The organism is Allocatelliglobosispora scoriae (assembly GCF_014204945.1).
Taxonomy (GTDB): domain Bacteria; phylum Actinomycetota; class Actinomycetes; order Mycobacteriales; family Micromonosporaceae; genus Allocatelliglobosispora; species Allocatelliglobosispora scoriae.
Window position 1 is genome coordinate 1,432,242 of sequence record NZ_JACHMN010000003.1, and the last position, 17,311, is coordinate 1,449,552.

Genomic DNA, 17,311 nt, shown 5'->3' on the forward strand with positions numbered 1-17,311 from the left:
CGGATCGATGAATGCGGTGAGTCACCATGGCTGTCAAATAGACGACAGCCACCGGGTTGACTGCATCACTGTTTCGCATGCCTCGATTGAGTGATGCATGGCGCTCTATGACTCAAGCATCTTTGTTCCCGGATAGCGAGCAACCGGGCGCTTTATGGTAATTATCTGTTTAAGGTGTTCTGCACGTTTCGTTAACCTGGACGACAGGAGCCGTTCGCCCGCCGCCGATAGGTTCACGAGCCGGTAGGCGGACTGAGGCCGTCAGGTAGGCTGGACTCTCTCCATCGATAGGACACACGTGCACCACGCCAATCACTTCTACGGACATGCTCACGTGCTCGCCCGCTACTGCGGTCTCGATCTCTCCGACGGGCAGGATCCGCCCAAGATCGAGGGGTACGTCCAGCACGGCTGGAACATCGGCGACGGTCTGGCACCGGGACACCCCTACGCGGAGCGCACCCCCATCTTCGCCTGGTCGGAACGGGTCCGCCGCACGGCGTGGTCGATGGGCAAGCGCAACGTGGTCGTGATCGGCGCGCCCTGGATCTACCTCCAGGAGGTGGAGCCGGAGCTGGGCGCGGTGCCCGAGGCCGAGCGCGAGGGCACGATCTACTACCCCTTCCACGGATGGGAGGGCGGGCACGTCAAGGGTGACCACGGCAAGCTGATCGAGCAGATCAAGGATGTCGAGACCGGTCCGGTGACGGTCTGCCTCTACTGGCAGGAGTACCGCACCCCGAAGGTCCGCCGCCGCTACGAGAACGCCGGCTTCCGGATCGTCAGCCACGGCTACCGGGGCCACTGGTGGAAGGACACCGACCCGCACTTCCTCACCAAGCAGCTCGTCGAGCTGCGGCGGCACCGCCGGATCGCCTCCAACCGGGTCAGCAGCGCCCTCTTCTACGGCATCGCGTCCGGCTGCGAACCGGCCGTCTACGGTAATCCGATGACCCTGCAGGGCGAGGACCCGGCCTACGGCGGCGTGCCCAGGATCCGGCGCCAGTGGCCGGAGTTGCACGGGGTCGCCCCCGACGTCGAGACGGCCCGGCAGCTCGCCGCCGCCGAGCTCGGCAAGGACTTTCGCTGTAGCCCGGAGGAACTGCGCCACCTGCTCGGGTGGGCGCGCACAACGGAGGTGGCACGATGAATGGTCAGGCCTCGACGGCACCCGAGTTGCTCGGCGCCGAGATGCTGTTCTGGTCGGCCGGTCCGGGCCCGATCCGCAGCGGCGTCGCACCGCGGCTGATCGCGCACACCGTCCCCGCCGGTTCCCGCGTGCTGCTCGCCGGCCCGGAGGACCAGGCCCTCATCGACGTGCTGGTCGAGCGCGGTGTCGACCTGACGGTCCTGATCCAGGCCTACGCCGACGGAGTCCAGGTCGTCGGCCGCAACACCGCCAACCCCGGCGTACACGTGATCGTCGGTGACGTCTCCCGGCTGCCGATCGGCGACGGCTTCGACGCCGTCATCGCGCTCGCCGGGCTCGACCGGCTGCTCACGGCGGAGGGCCGCGACCTGAGCTGGGCCGAGCTCTACCGGCTGCTCCGCTCGGCGCTGCGCCCCGAGGGCACGCTGCTGCTCGCCGTCGACAACCCGCTCGGCCTGCACCGGATGGTCGAGCTCCAGCCGTGGTACGCCGACCGTGACGACACCGCGTGGCGCCTGCCCGGCGTCTCCGAGCCCGGCCGCCCCCGGATCCTGTCCGAGCTGCGTTCGCTGCTCGCCGCCGACGGGCTCGCCATCACCGGGGAGTGGGGTGCCTACCCGCTGCCCGATCGGCCGACCGCGCTGGTCGCGACGGCGAGCCTCGACGCGCCCGGCGAGACCGTCGGTGCGATCGAGTCGGTGCTCGCCGACGCCTGCGCCACCGGGTTCGCCGGTGTCGAGCTGCTGCGCGATCCGTGGCCGCTCGCCTCCACGGCCCTGCACGCGGGTGCCGCGAGCGCGCTCGCCCCGGCGTGGTGGATCTGCGCCCGGGCCGGTGCCGCACCCGATGCCGCCCTGCCGGTGGTGCTCCTCGCCGACGAGCCGGTCGAACTCGTCGCCGACGATGCCGCCCTGCTGCGCCGCTCCGCCCCGACCTCGCCGTCCGCGCTCGGCTCGGTGCCGGCCCAGGCGACCGCTCTCGACCAGGGCGACGTCGTCCCGGCCGGGCGGCTGCTGCGCGAGGTGCTGATCGACGGCTGCCTGCGGCGGGACCTGCCGATGCTGCGGCGCACCCTGACGGCCTACGCGGACTGGCTCTACTCCTTCGCCGACGACCTCGGTGACCTGCCCGCCCCCTACGCGTACGCGATGCTCGACAACGTCGTGCTCCACGACGGCGCCTTCGCCGTGCTCAACCCCCGGCGCGGCTCCGTGCCGTCGCGGCCCGCGGTCGAGGTGCTCGCGACCGGGCTGCGCCGCTTCGCCTTCGAGCTGGAGACCGTGGGCTACGCCCACCCGTGGCCCTCGACGCTCGGCGTGGACGGCCTCACCGTGGTGCTCGGCGGTGCGTCCGGCCGGGACGTGGCGGAGACGCTGCTCCGCCTCGCGGAGGAGCCGTGGCTGCTGCCCGCCCAGGCGGTCGGGTCGGCGCCGAGCTTCCAGGAGCTGCGGGAGGCCAACGTGCGCCAGCGCGAGGAGATCGGCCGCCTCACCGAACGGCTCGCCTGGTCGGAGAAGATGCTCGGCTCCCGTGAGCACCACCTGGCGAAGGCGCAGCGCAAGCTGGAGCTGCTCAGCGGGTCGCTGACCTATCGCGCGGGCAAGCTCGCGGTGAAGCCGTTGCGCTGGGGCAAGCGGCAGGCGGGCCGGGTCATCCGGGCGGCCCGGGAGGATCCGCCGGCGCGCTGAGCTCCGATCCGCGCGCCGGGAGGTGGGTCTCCAGCGCGCGGATCAGCATCTGCATGCCGAAGGCGAAGCGCTCGTCGCCGTCGCCGCTGGTCAGGAAGTCGACGTTGGCGGTGAGGTGGGGGAACTCGCCGGGCGGCAGGTTGCGGTAGAACTCGGTGATCTGCCCGATCTCCTCGGCGAAGAACTCCTCGGCGGCCCTGCCCTCGTACCTGCCGCGCCACAGCGCGTTCTCGTAGGCGTCGGCGCTGATGTAGAGCGCGATCCGATCCACCGCGATCGCGGCGATCCGGGGTGGCACCCCGCCGACGAGCAGGATGCCGAGCATCGTCTCGGCGATGCGCAGGGCGTTGTAGCCGGTCGGCACGGTGGCGAGCCACGCCCGGGCGATGTCGCGGTGTGCGGCGAGGACGCGCACCGAATCGGCGGCGAGCTGGTGGAGCTGCTCGCGCCACAGCTCGGGGTCCGGCACCGGCAGCGGGATCTCGCCGATGACCCGCTCGCGGACGAGTTCGAGCAGGTCGTCCTTGTTGGCGACGTGGGCGTAGAGCGAGGCCGGTCCGGTGCCCAGCTCGTCGGCGACCCGGCGCATGCTCATCGCGTCCAGCCCCTCGGCGTCGAGGATCCCCATCGCCGCGTCGAGGATCTGCTCCCGGCTGAGCGGTTTGCGCGTCGGCGTACTGCGCCGCTGCTTGCGCCACGGCGGGGTGGGAATCTGCGTCATCGGGCACTCTCTGCTGCGGATCCGGGCTGTCTGACGGACATCGTACTTGTCGCGAACACCGTTCGATGGTAGAACAGTGTTCGTACATCACGAACACTGTTCGTCGCAGCTCGCGACGAATGTTCCGCGCGAGGGAGAGTTCCATGACCACCACCGCCACCACCCTGCCCGAGTCGCCCGCGCCGAGCGTGCCGGAGGACGGGCCGCCCGCCTATCGATGGCGCTGGGCCGCCCTGTTCGTCATCCTCGCGGTCGAGGTGATGGACCTGCTCGACGTGCTCGTCACCAACATCGCCGGACCGTCGATCCGCGCCGACCTCGGCGGATCGGCGAGCGTCATCCAGTGGCTCGGCGCGGGCTACACCCTCGCCATGGCGGTCGGGATGATCACCGGTGGCCGCCTCGGCGACCTCTACGGCCGCAAGCGGATGTTCCTCATCGGTGCGGCCGGCTTCGTCGCCGCCTCGGCGCTCTGCGCCCTCGCCCAGTCACCCGAGCTGCTCGTCGGCACCCGCGTCCTGCAGGGGCTCTTCGGCGCGGTCATGCTCCCGCAGGGGCTCGGCCTGATCAAGGAGATGTTCCCGCCGAAGGAGCTCGGTGCCGCGTTCGGCGCCTTCGGGCCGGTGATGGCCCTCTCCGCCGTCGGCGGCCCGATCCTCGCGGGCTGGCTCGTCGACGCCGACCTCTGGGGCACCGGCTGGCGGATGATCTTCCTGATCAACGTACCGCTGGGCCTCGCGGCACTCGTCGCCGCCGTCCGGTTCCTCCCCGAGTCGCGGGCCGACGGGGCCCTGCGGCTCGACCTCACCGGCGCCGGGCTCGTCTCCGCCGCCGCGGCACTGCTGATCTACCCCCTGGTGCAGGGCCGCGAGCTGGGCTGGCCACTGTGGACCTTCGGCCTCATCGCCGCATCCGTGCTGCTCTTCGCCGTCTTCGGCCGGCACCAGGTCCGGCGGCAGCGGGCCGGCCGGGACACCCTGGTGCTGCCGTCGCTCTTCCGCCGGCGGGCCTTCAGCGGCGGACTCATCGCGGGGCTCGCCTTCTTCGCCGGGATGATGGGCTTCAACCTCGTCTTCAGCCTCTACATCCAGGTCGGGCTGGGCTTCTCGCCCTTCAGGACGGGGCTCGCGAGCGTACCGTCGGCTCTCGGCATCATCGCCGGGTTCGGCATCGCCAGCGGTGGCGGCCTCGTCCAGCGGTTCGGGCGCCGCCTGCTGCAGGCCGGGATCGGCGTGATGGTGCTCGGCTGCGCCGGTTTCGCCGTCACCCTGCGGGTGGCCGGCACCGACCTCACCATCTGGCAGCTCGCGCCCGGGCTCGCCGTCTTCGGCATCGGGATGGGCCTGGTGATGGCTCCGTTCTTCGACATCATCCTGGCGGGCGTCGAGGAGGGTGAGAGCGGCTCGGCCTCCGGGCTGCTCAATGCGGTGCAGCAGTTCGGCGGCGCCCTCGGCCTCGCGGTCCTCGGCACGCTCTTCTTCGACCACATCGACTGGACACCGACCGGTGTCGATCCGGTGAGCTTCGCCGACGCCGTGCAGCTCGTCCTGATGGTCGAGATCGCGCTGCTCGCGGTCACCTTCCTGGTGTCCTTCGTGCTGCCCAAGTCTGCCCGGCCGGGCGAGGGCCACTGACCCGGCTGGTTGCCATCCTGAGAGCGGCGATGCGCGGAGCGCGCCGGGCTTCGGCGAGCCCGGTCCGAGCTCCGCGCATCGCCGAACCCGGTCACGTGATCGGCGGGGTGGCGCGCCGATCGGCGGCGCGTGGCAAGATCGCCGGAGAGGCCGTCCGTCAGCAGTGGCCGGCCCGATCGGCGAGGGAGCCCACGATGACCTATCCACCGCCGCGCTACCTCGGCGACTCCGGCGAGATCACCGCGACCTTCCGGTCGGTGGGGGAGCCGCCGGAGCTGACCTACCCGTCCGGCGGGACCGCGCACTATCTCGCGACGGGTGCGACGACCAAGGGGCAGTTCGGCCTCTACCGCTGGGAGATGCCGGCCGAGCCCAGCGGACCGGAGCCGCACTTCCACCGGTCGATCTCGGAGTCGTTCTATGTCCTCGCCGGCTCGGTGCGCATCTTCAACGGCGCACGCTGGATCGACACGGTGCCGGGCGACTTCGTCCACGTGCCCGAGGGCGGTGTGCACGGGTTCCGCAACGAGTCCGGCGAGCCCGCCTCTATGCTGATCCAGTTCTGCCCGGGCGCACCCCGGGAGGCCTACTTCGAGGACCTGCTGGGGCTGGTGGACAAGAGCGAGGAGGAGAAGGCCGAGTTCTTCCTCCGCCACGACACCTTCTGGGTCTGAAGGCGGCCGCCCGCGGATGACACCAACTCTTCACGAGTTGCGCCGATCGGGGCGTGGGGGTCGCCGGATCGGTGTCCACAGTGACTGTCAGACCGCCGACCCAACGCCCTGTCGATAGGCGCAAATGGGGGATCCGCACCATTCTCAGCGATTCATTCCCGCAGGTGGTGTGGCAGATAACATTGCTTCAGAACCGCTGGCGGCATTACCGTTCCGGACGTGACCCCCACCCCCGTTGTCACTCTCCGCGAACTGATCGCAGGAAACCTGCGGCGGCTCCGGGCGTCGACCACCAGCTCCACCGAAGACGTCGCCCGTTCCGCCCAGCGGCTCGGTCTCGACTGGACCGCCGCCTGGGTGCAGGCGGCCGAGCGGGGCCAGCGCGCGCTCACCTCCGAGCAGCTGCTCTCGCTGCCCCTGGTGCTCTCCGCCGCCCTCGGCCACCGCGTCAGCCTCTCCGACCTGCTGCTCGGTGACGAGCACGTGCGCATCGGCAAGGACGACAGCGAGCCGATCCCGGCCACCGCGATCCGCGAGGTCATCACCGCGCCCGCGTTCCGCCGCTCCTTCACCGGCCTCGTCGAGCGCGACTCCGACAGCCAGCGCCAGCTCAGCGCCGCCGCGCAGGCCGCGGAGAAGATCCGGGCCATCGCCCGCGCCAACCTCGGCGAGGTCGACATCCGCGTGCTCACCCGGGCCGAGACCGGCGCCAGCGACCTGGAGACCAAGCTCGCCAAGAAGCTCGGCGTGCCGGAGATCGTGGTCATCGCCGCGTCCGCGCTGCTCTGGGGCCGGTCGATGACCGAGGAGCGCCAGGAGCAGATGAAGCCGGGCGAGGACGGCAAGCCGCCGCTGATCACCGTCGTCACCAAGGCGCTCTCCGCCGCGGTCAGCGACCGCATCGCCGCCGCCGACGCCAATCGCGCCTGATCCGCGTCACCCGGCCGCCGTCAGCGCCGCAGCGCCGATCGGCCTGATCTCCCTCGCCGGTACGCCACAGGCATGCGCCCCGGCGACGGCGCCATAACGCGCGCTCGCCATGGCGGACGCGCCGCCGAGCCAGCCGAAGAGGAAGCCCGCCACGAACGCGTCACCGGCTCCGTTGGAGTCCACCGCCGGTGCCGGCAGCGGCGCGACCGGAACGTGGCGTACCCCCGGGTGGTCCGGGGTGAGCAGGTAGGCGCCCTCGGCGCCGGCCGTGGCGATCACCGCACGGGCCCGGCCGCGCATGAGGATCCGCCGCATCGCGGCCTCGTGGTCGTCGAGCGCCGTGGTGGAGAGGAAGACCAGGTCCGCGGCGTAGGCGAAGGCCTCGTGATAGGCGTCGACCCCGTCCCAGTCGTGCAGGTCCGTGGAGAGCGTGGCACCGGAGCCGAGCAGCTCGTCGATCGCGTGCGCGCCGGGATGGGTGATCGAGAGGTGCACGTGCCGGGCATCGGCGGCGAGCGGCCCGAGCACCGGGATGGGGAACCGCTCGTCGTCGACGCCCCGGCTGATGTCGTAGAGCGACAGGCGGCGCCCGGCCGGGTCGACGAGGTTGACCGCCCGCTTCGTGCCCGCCGCGCTGGTGATCGCGGTGAACGGCACGCCGTGCCGCTCGTGCAGCTCGCGCACGAGCCGGCCCTCGTGGTCGTCGCCGATCAGGTCGATCAGGTGCACCCGCAGCCCGAGGGCGTGCAGCCCCAGGGCCACGCCGTCGCCGGTCTGCCCGGCCCGCTGCTCGATCGCGGGCACCAGGTAGCTGTCGGCGTAGGGGAGTGGCAGCTCGGGTACGTAGACGATGGTGTCGACACCGGCACCGCCGATGACCAGGACGTCGAGAGAGCGCATGCGCGCCGCCTTCCGATGAGGAGTCGACGTTTCAGCCCGCGCAGCCGGTGACCGGCCGCCGAGGTCGCGACATGCGAGTGGTGCTGCGGCGATTCTGTGATCCTGAGTGCCCCGCTGTCAAGATCGGGCGGCCCACGCGGCGAGCAGCTCCGCCTCCCGCACCGGGTCCAGCCGCTTGTCGGAGGCGGGCGTCGGCGAGGCGAGCTCCGCCTCGTGCACCTCCCGGGCGCTCTGTCCCACCGGCCGGGGCGCGAGACCGGCGGCGCGGGCGGCCGACGGATCTGCCCGGTCCTGGTCGTAGTCGGCGACGTCGATGCTCCAGAACGGCAGCGCCTCGGCGTCGACGCCCGCGTCGAGCAGGAAGGCGGTGTCGACCCAGGTGATCGTGGTGCCCGGCGGTGCGACCGCGGCGGCGATCGCGCCGAGCAGGTCGGCGAAGGTGTGCGGCGGCGCCGGATGGGCGGCGTGGAACGTGCCCGTGCCCCCGGTCGTCGCCAGCAGCAGCATCCACTCCGCCATGTCGCGGGCGTCGATGACCTGCAGCGGCGCGTCCGGGGAGCCCGGTGCGAGCACCTCGCCACCGGCCGCGACCCGCCGGACCCACCAGGTGAAGCGCTCCAGGTGGTCGTGCGGACCCACCACATAGGTCGGCCGGACGATGGCGAGCCGGTCGCCGTGGGCGGCGGTGGCGGCGCGCTCGCAGAGCACCTTGAGGCCGCCGTAGGTCTCGCCCGTCACCTCCTCGACCGTCGGGTCGGCGAGCTCGATCAGCGGCGCGTCCTCGGCGAAGGGCGACGGCAGCGGCGCCTGGTAGACGGAGACCGACGAGACGAGGACGTGGTGCCCGCCCCGGCCGCCGAGCGCGTCGGCGAGGCTCGCCACCTGGCGCGGCAGGTAGGCGCTGACGTCGATCGTCGCGTCCCACGAACCGCCGGCGAGCCGGTCCAGGTCGGTGTTGCGGTCGCCGAGCACATGTGTGGCCTGCGGAAACAGGTCGGCGCCGGTGGTGCCCCGGTGGAACAGGGTCACGTCATGACCGGCGTCGAGGGCCGCCTGGGTCAGGTGCCGCCCGACGAACCGCGTGCCGCCCATGATGAGAATCCGCATGCGGCCGATGATGCCAGACCGGCCCGGCATCCCGACGCCGAACCGGCCGCCCACTCTCGCGAGGGACGGCCGGTCCGATGTAGACGCCTGCGGCTAGTCGATGCCGAGCGAGCGGCGGCGGTGGCGGTACTTCTCCCACAGCTCCAGCGGGACGAAGACCAGCGTCACGACGAGATCGGCCACGACCGCCCAGAGGATGACCTGGCCCGGCTCGAGGTGGCTGACACCGAGGCTCGCCTTCCACGTCGGGTCGAGTCCGAGCAGCGGGAATCCCTCCCAGAAGAGGAACCAGAGCAGCGGGCCGAGGGCCATCACGATCCCGTACGCCGTGAAGTGGCCGGCCTTGGAGAACAGGATGCCGAGCAGCACGGAGAGGATCAGGTAGACGACGACCGCGACGCGCTGACCCGACTCGTCGGGGAAGCGGCCGACGATGAAGTCCCACACCGCTTCGAGGGCGTCGAGGGCCTGCCGCCAGAAGACGGCGAGGAGAACGAGGACGGCAACGATGGCGATGGCGGTGACGACACCGCGCATGATCTTCGTGCCGCCACCTTCGCGAGTGGCCATAGGGGCGCCTCCTTTGTGTGTCTAGGCCGAGGGAGCCTGCCGAGGGGTTCGGCCTCCGTGAAGCGCACCGGCGCTCATCGCGCCACGCCGCTCCACGGCGCGAGCGCACAGATCATTGCACTGGCGTGCGACCGGGTGCGACCGCTAAGTGACCGCATCTGCCCCGACGATGAGCTGATTCGCGGCCACCGGCCACCGCCCCCCGCGCCATCACCGCATCGACCTGCGACAACGTCCCGACCGTCGGTTTTCCGATAGCGACGCGGAACACGACCCGCGGTGCTCCGCGTTCGCCCGGTGTATGGGGGTCTGTCTCGGTAGGGTCAGCGATGGGGTGGTGATCGCTGATGACGCATCGGGGTGGTGCCGAGCTCGGGCTGGCCAAGCGGGTCTGGGCGGAGGCGAAGCGGGACAACCTCGGCCTGCTCGCGGCCGGGGTGGCGTTCTACGCGCTGCTCGCGATCTTCCCGATGACGATCGCGCTCATCACGATCTACGGGCTCGTCGCCGATCCGTCGAAGGTGGTCGAGCAGATCGAGCCGATGACGAAGGCGATGCCGGCCGAGGCGGCGAAGCTCTTCACCGACCAGCTCACCGCCGTCGCCGGAGCGAGCAGCGGCAGCCTCACCCTCGGCCTGGTGATCAGCCTCGTCGCGGCTGTCTGGGCGGCGGCGGGCGGCATGTCGGCGCTGATCACGGGCATCAACGCCGTCAACGACCAGGAGGAGCAGCGGGGCTTCGTCAAGCTCAAGGGGCTCGCCCTCGGGCTCACCTTCGGCGGCCTCGTCGTCGCGGTCGCGGCACTGCTGCTCGTCGCGGTCTTCCCGGCGACGGTCGACCGGCTGCACCTGGGTACGGGTGGCCGGATCGGTGCCGAGGCGCTGCGCTGGATCGTGCTGGCGATGCTGATCGGGGTGGCACTGTCGATCTTCTACTGGGTCGGCCCGAGCACCCGGCCGAAGTGGCGCTGGCTCAGCACCGGTGCCGTGGTCGCGCTGGTCATCTGGGTGGTGGGCTCGGTGGCCTTCTCGTTCTACGTCAGCAACTTCGGCAGCTACAACAAGACCTACGGTGCGCTCGCCGCCGTCGTCATCCTGATGCTGTGGCTCTACCTCTCGGCGTACATCATCCTGCTGGGAGCCGAGGTGGACGCGGAGCGCGCGCGGTCAGCGCAGGATTAGCGCGACGGCCTCGGGGATGTCGGCGACCGTGTGGTCGGGGCGCGCCGCGCCGAGCGGCCACTCGCGGCCGGCGTGCAGCCAGATCGTGGCCAGGCCCGCCCCTCGGCCGCCCTCGATGTCGGCGGCGGCGTTGTCGCCGACCATCCAGCCGCCGCCGTCGGGATCCATCCCGCAGGCCGCGGCGCAGGCGGCGAAGATCCGCCGATCGGGTTTGACCGTCCCGAACTCGCCGGAGATCGTCCAGCCGTGCACCAGCGTGTCGAGTCCGGTCGAGCGCATCTTGGCGAGCTGGTTGGCGTGCCCGTTGGTGACGATGCCGATCCGCCAGCCCGCCTCCGCGAGCGCGAGCAGGGATTCCCGGGCGCCGGGGAAGGCCTCGATCAGGCCGGGCAGCGTGCGGCGGAAGTCGTCCAGCAGCTCCGGCACCGTCGCGGTGAGGCCGAAGCGCTCCCGGGCCGCGCCGAAGAGCCGTTCCTTGGGGCCGTAGCCGCCCTCGTCGAGCTCGACGAGCCACTCGGCGGTGCCCTCGGGGAGGGCGTGCTCGGCGACGAATGCCGCAGCCCAGCGGTGGAAGGCGCCGTCGCGGTCCACCAGCGTGTTGTCGAGGTCGAAGAGCGCGAGCCGCTGCATGCCGGTGACCTTACTCAGATCCCCTCCCTCGGAGGTAGTTCCTAGCGTCCTAGGTCGGCTGAGGTGCTGTGGGACGGCACATCCCCGATGTATCTCCGGCACTGGCGGGTGCCTCTCCACCTGACAACGGAAGGAGACATGATGCCGAGGCAGTTGTGGCTCGCCGACGTACTGGTCGGGGCGGGGCTCACGGTGGTCGAGGTGCCGGGCTGGCGGACCCGGGGCCGCGACGACTACCGCCCGCAGGGCCTGATCATCCACGAGACCCGGGGCTCCCGGACCTCCACCGACGCCGACGACCTCCACTCGCTCATCCACGGCCGGCAGGGGCTCGCGGGTCCGATCGCCCAGCTCTTCCTGTCGCGTACGGGCACCTGGCACGTCGTCACCGCCGGGCGCAGCAACCACGTCAAGAACGGCTGGGGCGGACCGTTCCGGGGCCTGGGCAACCGGCGCCTGCTCGGCGTCGAGTCCCAGCACGCCACGGGGGAGCGCTGGACCACGGTGCAGTACGACTCCTACGTGCGCGGTGCCGCCGCGATCCTGGCCCACACGGGCTGGCCGCCGCCGGTCGGCCACCGGGAGCACCAGCCGGGCGACAAGCCGGACCCGGCGTTCGACATGGATGTCTTCCGCCGCGATGTCGCGGCGGCGATGAGGGGAGTGCGGATGAGCGTCCTGGTACGCAAGACTGGCGAGATCAAGGTCTTCCTCGCCGACGGCATCACCCGGCGCTGGGTGGCCTCGCCGGCGGAGCTCGCGGCGATCCGGGCGGCGGCGACAGCCGGTCACCTGATCCTCGCCGCCGGTGGGCGGGTGCAGGATGTGGCGTCGCTGGACCCGTACGGCCGGGAGCTGACCGATCCGGCCGACGCCGTCCGGGCGGCGCTGCTCGACCCCGCGGTGATCGCCGCCTTCGCCGAGGGGATCAGGGCGTAGGCGGCCGGAGCAGCAGCGCCTGGTTCTTGGGCCCCCGGAAGCCGAGCGTGACCCGCTCGCACCGGCCGCCCCGGGCGGAGTGGAAGTCGACGATGGCGTCGATCAGCTCCTGCTGGCCGAGCTTCACACCGGGCGCCCAGAAGTTGCAGCACGGCACGATGAGCACGTCGCGTACGGCGGCGGACTCGACGACCTCCCGGGTCGCCTCGTCGGGGTGCAGGCCGACGACGAGGTCGTAGTAGTCCGCCATCGCCGCGCTGTAGTAGTCGGCCCGGGCCGGGACGCCCTTCAGCGCCCAGCCGCGCGGGTCGACCACCTCGGCCTCCAGGCCGTACTTCTTGCGCAGGACCCGGCTGAGCATCCCCTGGCCACCGGCGACATCGGCGATGTAGCGGGCGTCGGGGAACCGCTCCACCACGAAGGCCGCGAGCACGTCGAAGCGCTCCGGATCGCCGTGGAACCGGTGCCGGCTCATCGGCGCTCGCGCTGGCAGATCATCCCGCCACGGTATCGGGGCCGGAATATCCGGGCGGTGCCGGTGGTTGGCGCGGATGACGTGATCCACCCTTTGTCCTGAGGAGAACCATAAATGACGAACCCCGCCGACGAGACCATCGCTGCCCTGCGGTCGGGCTACGACGAACTCGCCGCCATCGTTCGTGACCTGCGGCCCGACCAGCTCACCGGGCCCTCCGCCGCGGCGGAATGGGACATCTCCCAAGTGCTCAGCCACCTCGGCAGCGGCGCCGAGATCGGGCTGGCGGCGCTCACCCGCTCGCTCGAGGGCGGGCCCAAGCTGCCCGACGACTTCTACCCGAGCGTGTGGGCGCGCTGGGACGCGATGTCGCCGCAGGAGCGAGCGGCGACCTTCCCCGTCACCAACGAGGCGCTCGTCTCCCGTTACGAGGCGCTCGACGCCGAGACCCGGGCCAACCACCGCATCGACCTGGGCTTCATCCCCGTCCCGGTGGACGTGGCGACCTCGGCCGGGCTGCGGCTGAGCGAGTTCGCGCTGCACTCGTGGGACGTGCGGGTCATCCTCGACCCGGCGGCGACCGTCGCGCCGGAGGCGGTGGAACCGTTGCTGAACGTGGCGCCGCTGCTCTTCGGCTTCGCCGCCAAGCCCGCCGTGCTGGGCGGCCGGCCGGTGTCGCTGCGGGTGGAGCTCACCGCGCCGGAGCGGGTCGAGGGCGTCATCCTCACCGACACGGCGGTCCTCAGCCCGACCGCCCCGGCCGACGCCGACGCGGTGCTCACGATTCCGGCGGAGGCGTGGCTGCGGCTCGTCGCCGGCCGGCTCGCGCCCCAGTACACCCCGGCCGGTGTCGAGGTCACGGGCACCATCGACCTCGACGAGCTGCGGCAGGTCTTCCCGGGCTACTGAGCCGGCTACCGAGCTGATCCGCCTCCTGCGCCGTGTGCCTAGAATCCGGCACATGGCGCAGGATTCGTTCGACCACAGCTGGCACGTCGCCGCCGAGCCGGGCGCCGTCTTCGCCCATCTCGCGGATCCGCACTCCTATCTGGGGCTCTCGCCGCTGATCGTGGCGGTGCGCGACGTGAGCGAGGGGGTCGACGACTCCGGTCAGCCGTTCGTGGCCTACACCGCCGTCGAGCGCTTCAAGGCCGGGCCGGTGCGGTTGTGGGACAACCCCATCGCGGTCACGATGCGGGTCGACGCGGGCGCCGCGCGCATCCGGCAGGACGTGGTCAGCCCCGGTCGCGTACGCCTGACCTCGCTCCTCGTCCTCACCCCCGAGAGCGGCGGCACCCGCCTCGACGAGCGGATCGAGCTCACCATGCCCCGGCTGCTGCGGGGCTTCGTGCGGGGCCAGGCCCGCTCGGTCCAGCTCTATCGGGCGGGGGAGCTGTCCCGCCGCCTGACCGCGACCGCCTAGGGATCGGCGTTGAGCGCGCCCGTCCCGGATCGGTTCGACTTCCGCGGCGCGGCCTTCGGGGGCGGCGACCTGTCGGGGGCGGAGCTCCGCGGACGGCGGGTCGTCTTCGACGGGGTGACCTTCGCCGAGGGCACCGCCCTCTCCTTCGAGGGGGCCGACCTCACCGATGCCTGGATCTCCTTCGTCGGCGCGGTCTTCCGCGGTGACGTCTCGTTCGAGGCGGCGATGATGCGGCGGGGACTGATCGATTTCGAGCGGGCGACCTTCGCCGGGGGCACACTCCGCTTCACCGGTTTCGACCTGCGGGGCGGGACGATCCGGTTCGACCGCGCGGCCCTCGACGGCGGTGCGGTCTCCTTCGCCGGTACGACGTTCGGCGAGGACGGCGTCGTCACCTTCGACGGTGCCCGGTTCGCCGGGAGCGAGGTCTCCTTCGCCGGGGCCGACTTCTCGGCCGGGGGAGTCGTCGACCTCGCCCAGGCGGAGAGCTATGAGGTCTCGGCCCGGTTCGATCCGTGGTCGGCCCGGCCGCCGGGTCTGTTCCTGCCGACGGTCGGTTTCGCCGACGACGAGTAGCCGCCCCGCAGCGAAGGCACTCTGCCGCGGGCCAAAAAAATCAAGCACACTTGACTTTTTTCTTTGCGGGAGCGACGGTGGACCCATGACGGACCAGCAGTCGCTGCTGCGAGACCTGACCGCCGAGGGCGACGAGGTGCTGCGGCTCGTCGGCGAGCTCGACGAGCCCGGCTGGGCCACGCCGACCCCCGCCCCCGGCTGGACCATCGCCCATCAGATAGCCCACCTGACCTGGACCGATCAGGCTTCGCTGCGAGCCGTCACCGACCCGGACGACTTCGCCGACCTCGTGACCGAGCTCGCCGACACCGGTGACCTGCTCCGCGCCATCGAGGCCGGTGCCGCCGAGCTCGCCGCACTCCCACCGGACCGGCTGCGCGACGGATGGGTGGCTGGCCGCCGGGCCCTCGCCGACGCTCTAGGTGCGGTGCCGCCGGGTGCTCGGATCGCCTGGTTCGGCCCGTCGATGAGCGCCGCCTCGATGATCACCGCGCGGATCATGGAGAACTGGGCGCACGGCCTCGACATCGCCGATGCGCTCGGCGTTCGGCGCGAGCCCACCGACCGGCTCCGGCACGTGGCCCACCTCGGCGTCCGGGCGCGCGACTTCGCCTACGTCATGCACGGCCGCACCGCGCCGAGCGAGCCCTTCCGGGTCGAGCTGACCGGCCCCGGCGGCGACCTCTGGACGTGGGGTCCCGACGACGCCGTCCAGCGGGTGACCGGGCCCGCGCTCGACTTCTGCCTGCTCGCGACGCAGCGGCGGCACCGCGACGATCTCGCCGTCACCGCTGAGGGCGCCGACGCCGACGAGTGGCTCGACATCATCCAAGCCTTCGCCGGTCCGCCCGGCGCCGGCCGAACGGCGGGACAGTTCGCATGACGACCCCGATAACACCAACTCTTCAAGAGTTGCGGCAGGAGGAGTCGCGGCAGGAGCAGGCGCAGCAGGCGGGGCGCGCTGCTGTAGCACCAACTCTTGAAGAGTTGGTGCTACAGCGGGAGAAGGCGCGGCCGCTGCGGGTGGCGAACGCGTCCGGGTTCTACGGTGACCGGTTCAGCGCCGTCGCCGAGATGCTCGCCGACGGGCCGATCGATGTTCTGACCGGCGACTACCTCGCCGAGCTGACGATGCTGATCCTCGGCCGGGACCGGATGCGCGACCCCTCGACCGGATACGCCAAGACGTTCCTGCGGCAGTTGGAGGGCAGCCTCGGGACCGCGCTCGACCGGGGGGTCACGATCGTCGCGAACGCGGGCGGCCTCAACCCCTGCGGGCTCGCCGCCAAGCTGCGCGAGCTCGCCGACCGGCTCGGCCTGCACCCGAGGATCGCCTTCGTCCGCGGCGACGACCTGCTCGACCGCGTCGGCGAGTTCGGTCTCGGCTCGCCGATCACCGCCAACGCCTACCTGGGTGCGTGGGGGATCGTCGAGTGCCTCAACGCGGGCGCCGACATCGTCGTCACCGGCCGGGTCACCGACGCATCGCTGGTGGTCGGCCCGGCGGCGGCGCATTTCGGCTGGTCGCGTGATGATTTCGACGCCCTCGCGGGTGCCACGGTCGCGGGGCACATCATCGAGTGCGGCGCGCAGGCGACCGGCGGCAATTACGCGTTCTTCACCGAGCAGACCCGCGGCCGGCCGGGCTTCCCCATCGCCGAGGTGCGCGCCGACGGGTCGTGTGTGGTCACCAAGCATGTGGGTACGGGTGGAGCCGTCACCCTCGGCACCGTCACCGCCCAGCTGCTCTACGAGATCGGCGGCCCCCGGTATGCCGGCCCCGACGTGACGACCCGCCTCGACACCGTGGTCCTCGCCGACGACGGGCCCGACCGGGTGCTGGTCAGCGGTGTGATCGGCGAGCCACCGCCGCCGACGCTGAAGGTCGGGCTCAACACCCTCGGCGGGTACCGCAACGAGGTGGCGTTCATCCTGACCGGGCTCGACATCGAGGCGAAAGCGGCCTGGGTGACGGCGGAGCTCGACGCGGCGCTGGCCGGGCGGCGACCGGCGGCGGTGCACTACGCGCTGGCCCGGACCGATCACGCCGACGCGGGGACGCAGGAGGCCGCGAGCGCGCTGCTGCGGATCACCGTCAAGGATCCCGACCCCGCCGTCGTGGGGCGGGCGTTCAGCTCGGCGGCGGTGGAGCTGGCGCTCGCGTCCTACCCGGGGTGCACGGTGACCGCGCCGCCGGGGGAGGGGACGCCGTTCGGGGTCTTCGCCGCGGCCTTCGTGGACGCGGGTGCGGTGGCGCAGGAGGCGGTTCTGCCCGACCGCTCCGTGGTGCCGGTGGCGCACGGTGGGCGTACCCGGCTGGTGGTTGATCTGGAGGAGCCGGTGGTGGCGGGTTTCCAGGGCGGTGGGCCGACCCGGCGTGCGCCGCTGGGGCTGGTCGCGGGCGCGCGGTCGGGCGACAAGGGCGGGTCGGCGAATATCGGGCTGTGGGTCCGCAGCGACGCGGCCTACGCCTGGCTGTGCCGGACACTCACCACCGATGAGCTGCGGCGGCTGCTGCCGGAGGCGGCCGCGCTGCCGATCACCCGGCACCTGCTGCCGAACCTGCGCGGGATCAACTTCGTCGTCGACGGGCTGCTCGGCGACGGTGTCTCGGCGGGGGTCCGGTTCGATCCGCAGGGCAAGGGCCTGGGCGAGTGGTTGCGTTCCCGGCACGTCGACATCCCGGAGGAGTTCCTGTGAGCAATCGGGACGA

General features: G+C 71.8%; 18 protein-coding genes. 12 read left to right on the forward strand and 6 right to left on the reverse strand.

Features of this window, described 5'->3' with window-relative positions:
- Positions 1-298: 298 nt before the first annotated feature.
- Together F4553_RS32930 and F4553_RS32935 are read left to right on the forward strand one after the other, a co-directional pair.
- Positions 299-1,150: a hypothetical protein gene (locus F4553_RS32930; RefSeq protein WP_184844108.1), complete on the forward strand. Its 852-nt coding sequence runs from the start codon at positions 299-301 to the stop codon at positions 1,148-1,150.
- Positions 1,147-2,838 (forward strand): class I SAM-dependent methyltransferase, encoded by a 1,692-nt coding sequence (locus F4553_RS32935; RefSeq protein ID WP_184844111.1) that lies wholly within the window; start codon positions 1,147-1,149, stop codon positions 2,836-2,838. The genes F4553_RS32930 and F4553_RS32935 overlap by 4 nt, the downstream gene beginning before the upstream one ends.
- On the opposite strand, the gene F4553_RS32940 is transcribed toward F4553_RS32935, so the two are convergent.
- Positions 2,801-3,559 carry a TetR/AcrR family transcriptional regulator C-terminal domain-containing protein gene (locus F4553_RS32940; RefSeq protein ID WP_184844114.1) on the reverse strand — a complete coding sequence of 253 codons (759 nt, stop codon included), beginning with the start codon at positions 3,557-3,559 and terminating at the stop codon, positions 2,801-2,803. The genes F4553_RS32935 and F4553_RS32940 overlap by 38 nt on opposite strands.
- Positions 3,560-3,702: 143 nt before the next feature.
- Between F4553_RS32940 and F4553_RS32945 the strand changes: the two genes are divergently transcribed.
- The 3 genes from F4553_RS32945 to F4553_RS32955 all read left to right on the forward strand — a co-directional run bounded on the left by F4553_RS32945 (position 3,703) and on the right by F4553_RS32955 (position 6,797).
- Positions 3,703-5,193: an MFS transporter gene (locus F4553_RS32945; protein ID WP_184844118.1), complete on the forward strand. Its 1,491-nt coding sequence runs from the start codon at positions 3,703-3,705 to the stop codon at positions 5,191-5,193.
- 194 nt (positions 5,194-5,387) lie between these two features.
- On the forward strand, positions 5,388-5,867 hold the full coding sequence (locus tag F4553_RS32950) for a cupin domain-containing protein (protein ID WP_184844121.1): 480 nt from the start codon (positions 5,388-5,390) through the stop codon (positions 5,865-5,867).
- Between the two features lie 219 nt (positions 5,868-6,086).
- Positions 6,087-6,797 (forward strand): hypothetical protein, encoded by a 711-nt coding sequence (locus F4553_RS32955; protein ID WP_184844124.1) that lies wholly within the window; start codon positions 6,087-6,089, stop codon positions 6,795-6,797.
- A gap of 6 nt (positions 6,798-6,803) precedes the next feature.
- Here the strand turns inward: F4553_RS32955 and F4553_RS32960 are convergent, their stop codons facing one another.
- The 3 genes from F4553_RS32960 to F4553_RS32970 form a co-directional block, all read right to left on the reverse strand.
- On the reverse strand, positions 6,804-7,697 hold the full coding sequence (locus tag F4553_RS32960; RefSeq protein ID WP_184844127.1) for a PfkB family carbohydrate kinase: 894 nt from the start codon (positions 7,695-7,697) through the stop codon (positions 6,804-6,806).
- Between the two features lie 117 nt (positions 7,698-7,814).
- Positions 7,815-8,804 (reverse strand): NAD-dependent epimerase/dehydratase family protein, encoded by a 990-nt coding sequence (locus F4553_RS32965; RefSeq protein ID WP_184844130.1) that lies wholly within the window; start codon positions 8,802-8,804, stop codon positions 7,815-7,817.
- Positions 8,805-8,897: 93 nt separating this feature from the next.
- Positions 8,898-9,374 carry a hypothetical protein gene (locus F4553_RS32970; RefSeq protein WP_184844133.1) on the reverse strand — a complete coding sequence of 159 codons (477 nt, stop codon included), beginning with the start codon at positions 9,372-9,374 and terminating at the stop codon, positions 8,898-8,900.
- A 347-nt stretch (positions 9,375-9,721) separates the two neighbouring features.
- On the opposite strand from F4553_RS32970, the gene F4553_RS32975 reads away from it, so the two are divergent.
- The gene (locus tag F4553_RS32975; RefSeq protein WP_184844136.1) at positions 9,722-10,555 is read left to right on the forward strand and encodes a YihY/virulence factor BrkB family protein; all 834 of its coding nucleotides are present in this window, start codon (positions 9,722-9,724) and stop codon (positions 10,553-10,555) included.
- Here F4553_RS32975 and F4553_RS32980 read toward each other — a convergent pair.
- Positions 10,541-11,185, reverse strand: coding sequence for an HAD family hydrolase (locus tag F4553_RS32980; RefSeq protein WP_184844139.1), 645 nt, complete (start codon positions 11,183-11,185; stop codon positions 10,541-10,543). The genes F4553_RS32975 and F4553_RS32980 overlap by 15 nt on opposite strands.
- Before the next feature lie 141 nt (positions 11,186-11,326).
- On the opposite strand from F4553_RS32980, the gene F4553_RS32985 reads away from it, so the two are divergent.
- A complete protein-coding gene (locus F4553_RS32985; protein ID WP_184844142.1) occupies positions 11,327-12,124 on the forward strand; it encodes a peptidoglycan recognition protein family protein in 798 nt (265 codons plus the stop codon).
- Here the strand turns inward: F4553_RS32985 and F4553_RS32990 are convergent.
- On the reverse strand, positions 12,114-12,599 hold the full coding sequence (locus F4553_RS32990; protein WP_184844145.1) for a class I SAM-dependent methyltransferase: 486 nt from the start codon (positions 12,597-12,599) through the stop codon (positions 12,114-12,116). The two genes, F4553_RS32985 and F4553_RS32990, sit on opposite strands and share 11 nt — an antisense overlap.
- 114 nt (positions 12,600-12,713) lie before the next feature.
- Between F4553_RS32990 and F4553_RS32995 the strand changes: the two genes are divergently transcribed.
- From F4553_RS32995 to F4553_RS33015, 5 genes are all read left to right on the forward strand, one after another.
- The gene (locus F4553_RS32995) at positions 12,714-13,508 is read left to right on the forward strand and encodes a maleylpyruvate isomerase family mycothiol-dependent enzyme (RefSeq protein WP_184844148.1); all 795 of its coding nucleotides are present in this window, start codon (positions 12,714-12,716) and stop codon (positions 13,506-13,508) included.
- Positions 13,509-13,560: 52 nt separating this feature from the next.
- The gene (locus F4553_RS33000; RefSeq protein ID WP_184844151.1) at positions 13,561-14,022 is read left to right on the forward strand and encodes an SRPBCC family protein; all 462 of its coding nucleotides are present in this window, start codon (positions 13,561-13,563) and stop codon (positions 14,020-14,022) included.
- 9 nt (positions 14,023-14,031) lie between these two features.
- Positions 14,032-14,598: a pentapeptide repeat-containing protein gene (locus F4553_RS33005; RefSeq protein ID WP_184844155.1), complete on the forward strand. Its 567-nt coding sequence runs from the start codon at positions 14,032-14,034 to the stop codon at positions 14,596-14,598.
- An 85-nt stretch (positions 14,599-14,683) separates the two neighbouring features.
- Positions 14,684-15,481 carry a TIGR03084 family metal-binding protein gene (locus F4553_RS33010; RefSeq protein ID WP_184844158.1) on the forward strand — a complete coding sequence of 266 codons (798 nt, stop codon included), beginning with the start codon at positions 14,684-14,686 and terminating at the stop codon, positions 15,479-15,481.
- Positions 15,478-17,298, forward strand: a complete 1,821-nt coding sequence (locus F4553_RS33015; protein ID WP_184844160.1) for an acyclic terpene utilization AtuA family protein — start codon at positions 15,478-15,480, stop codon at positions 17,296-17,298. Before F4553_RS33010 ends, F4553_RS33015 begins: the two co-directional genes overlap by 4 nt.
- The last annotated feature ends 13 nt before the right edge of the window (positions 17,299-17,311 follow it).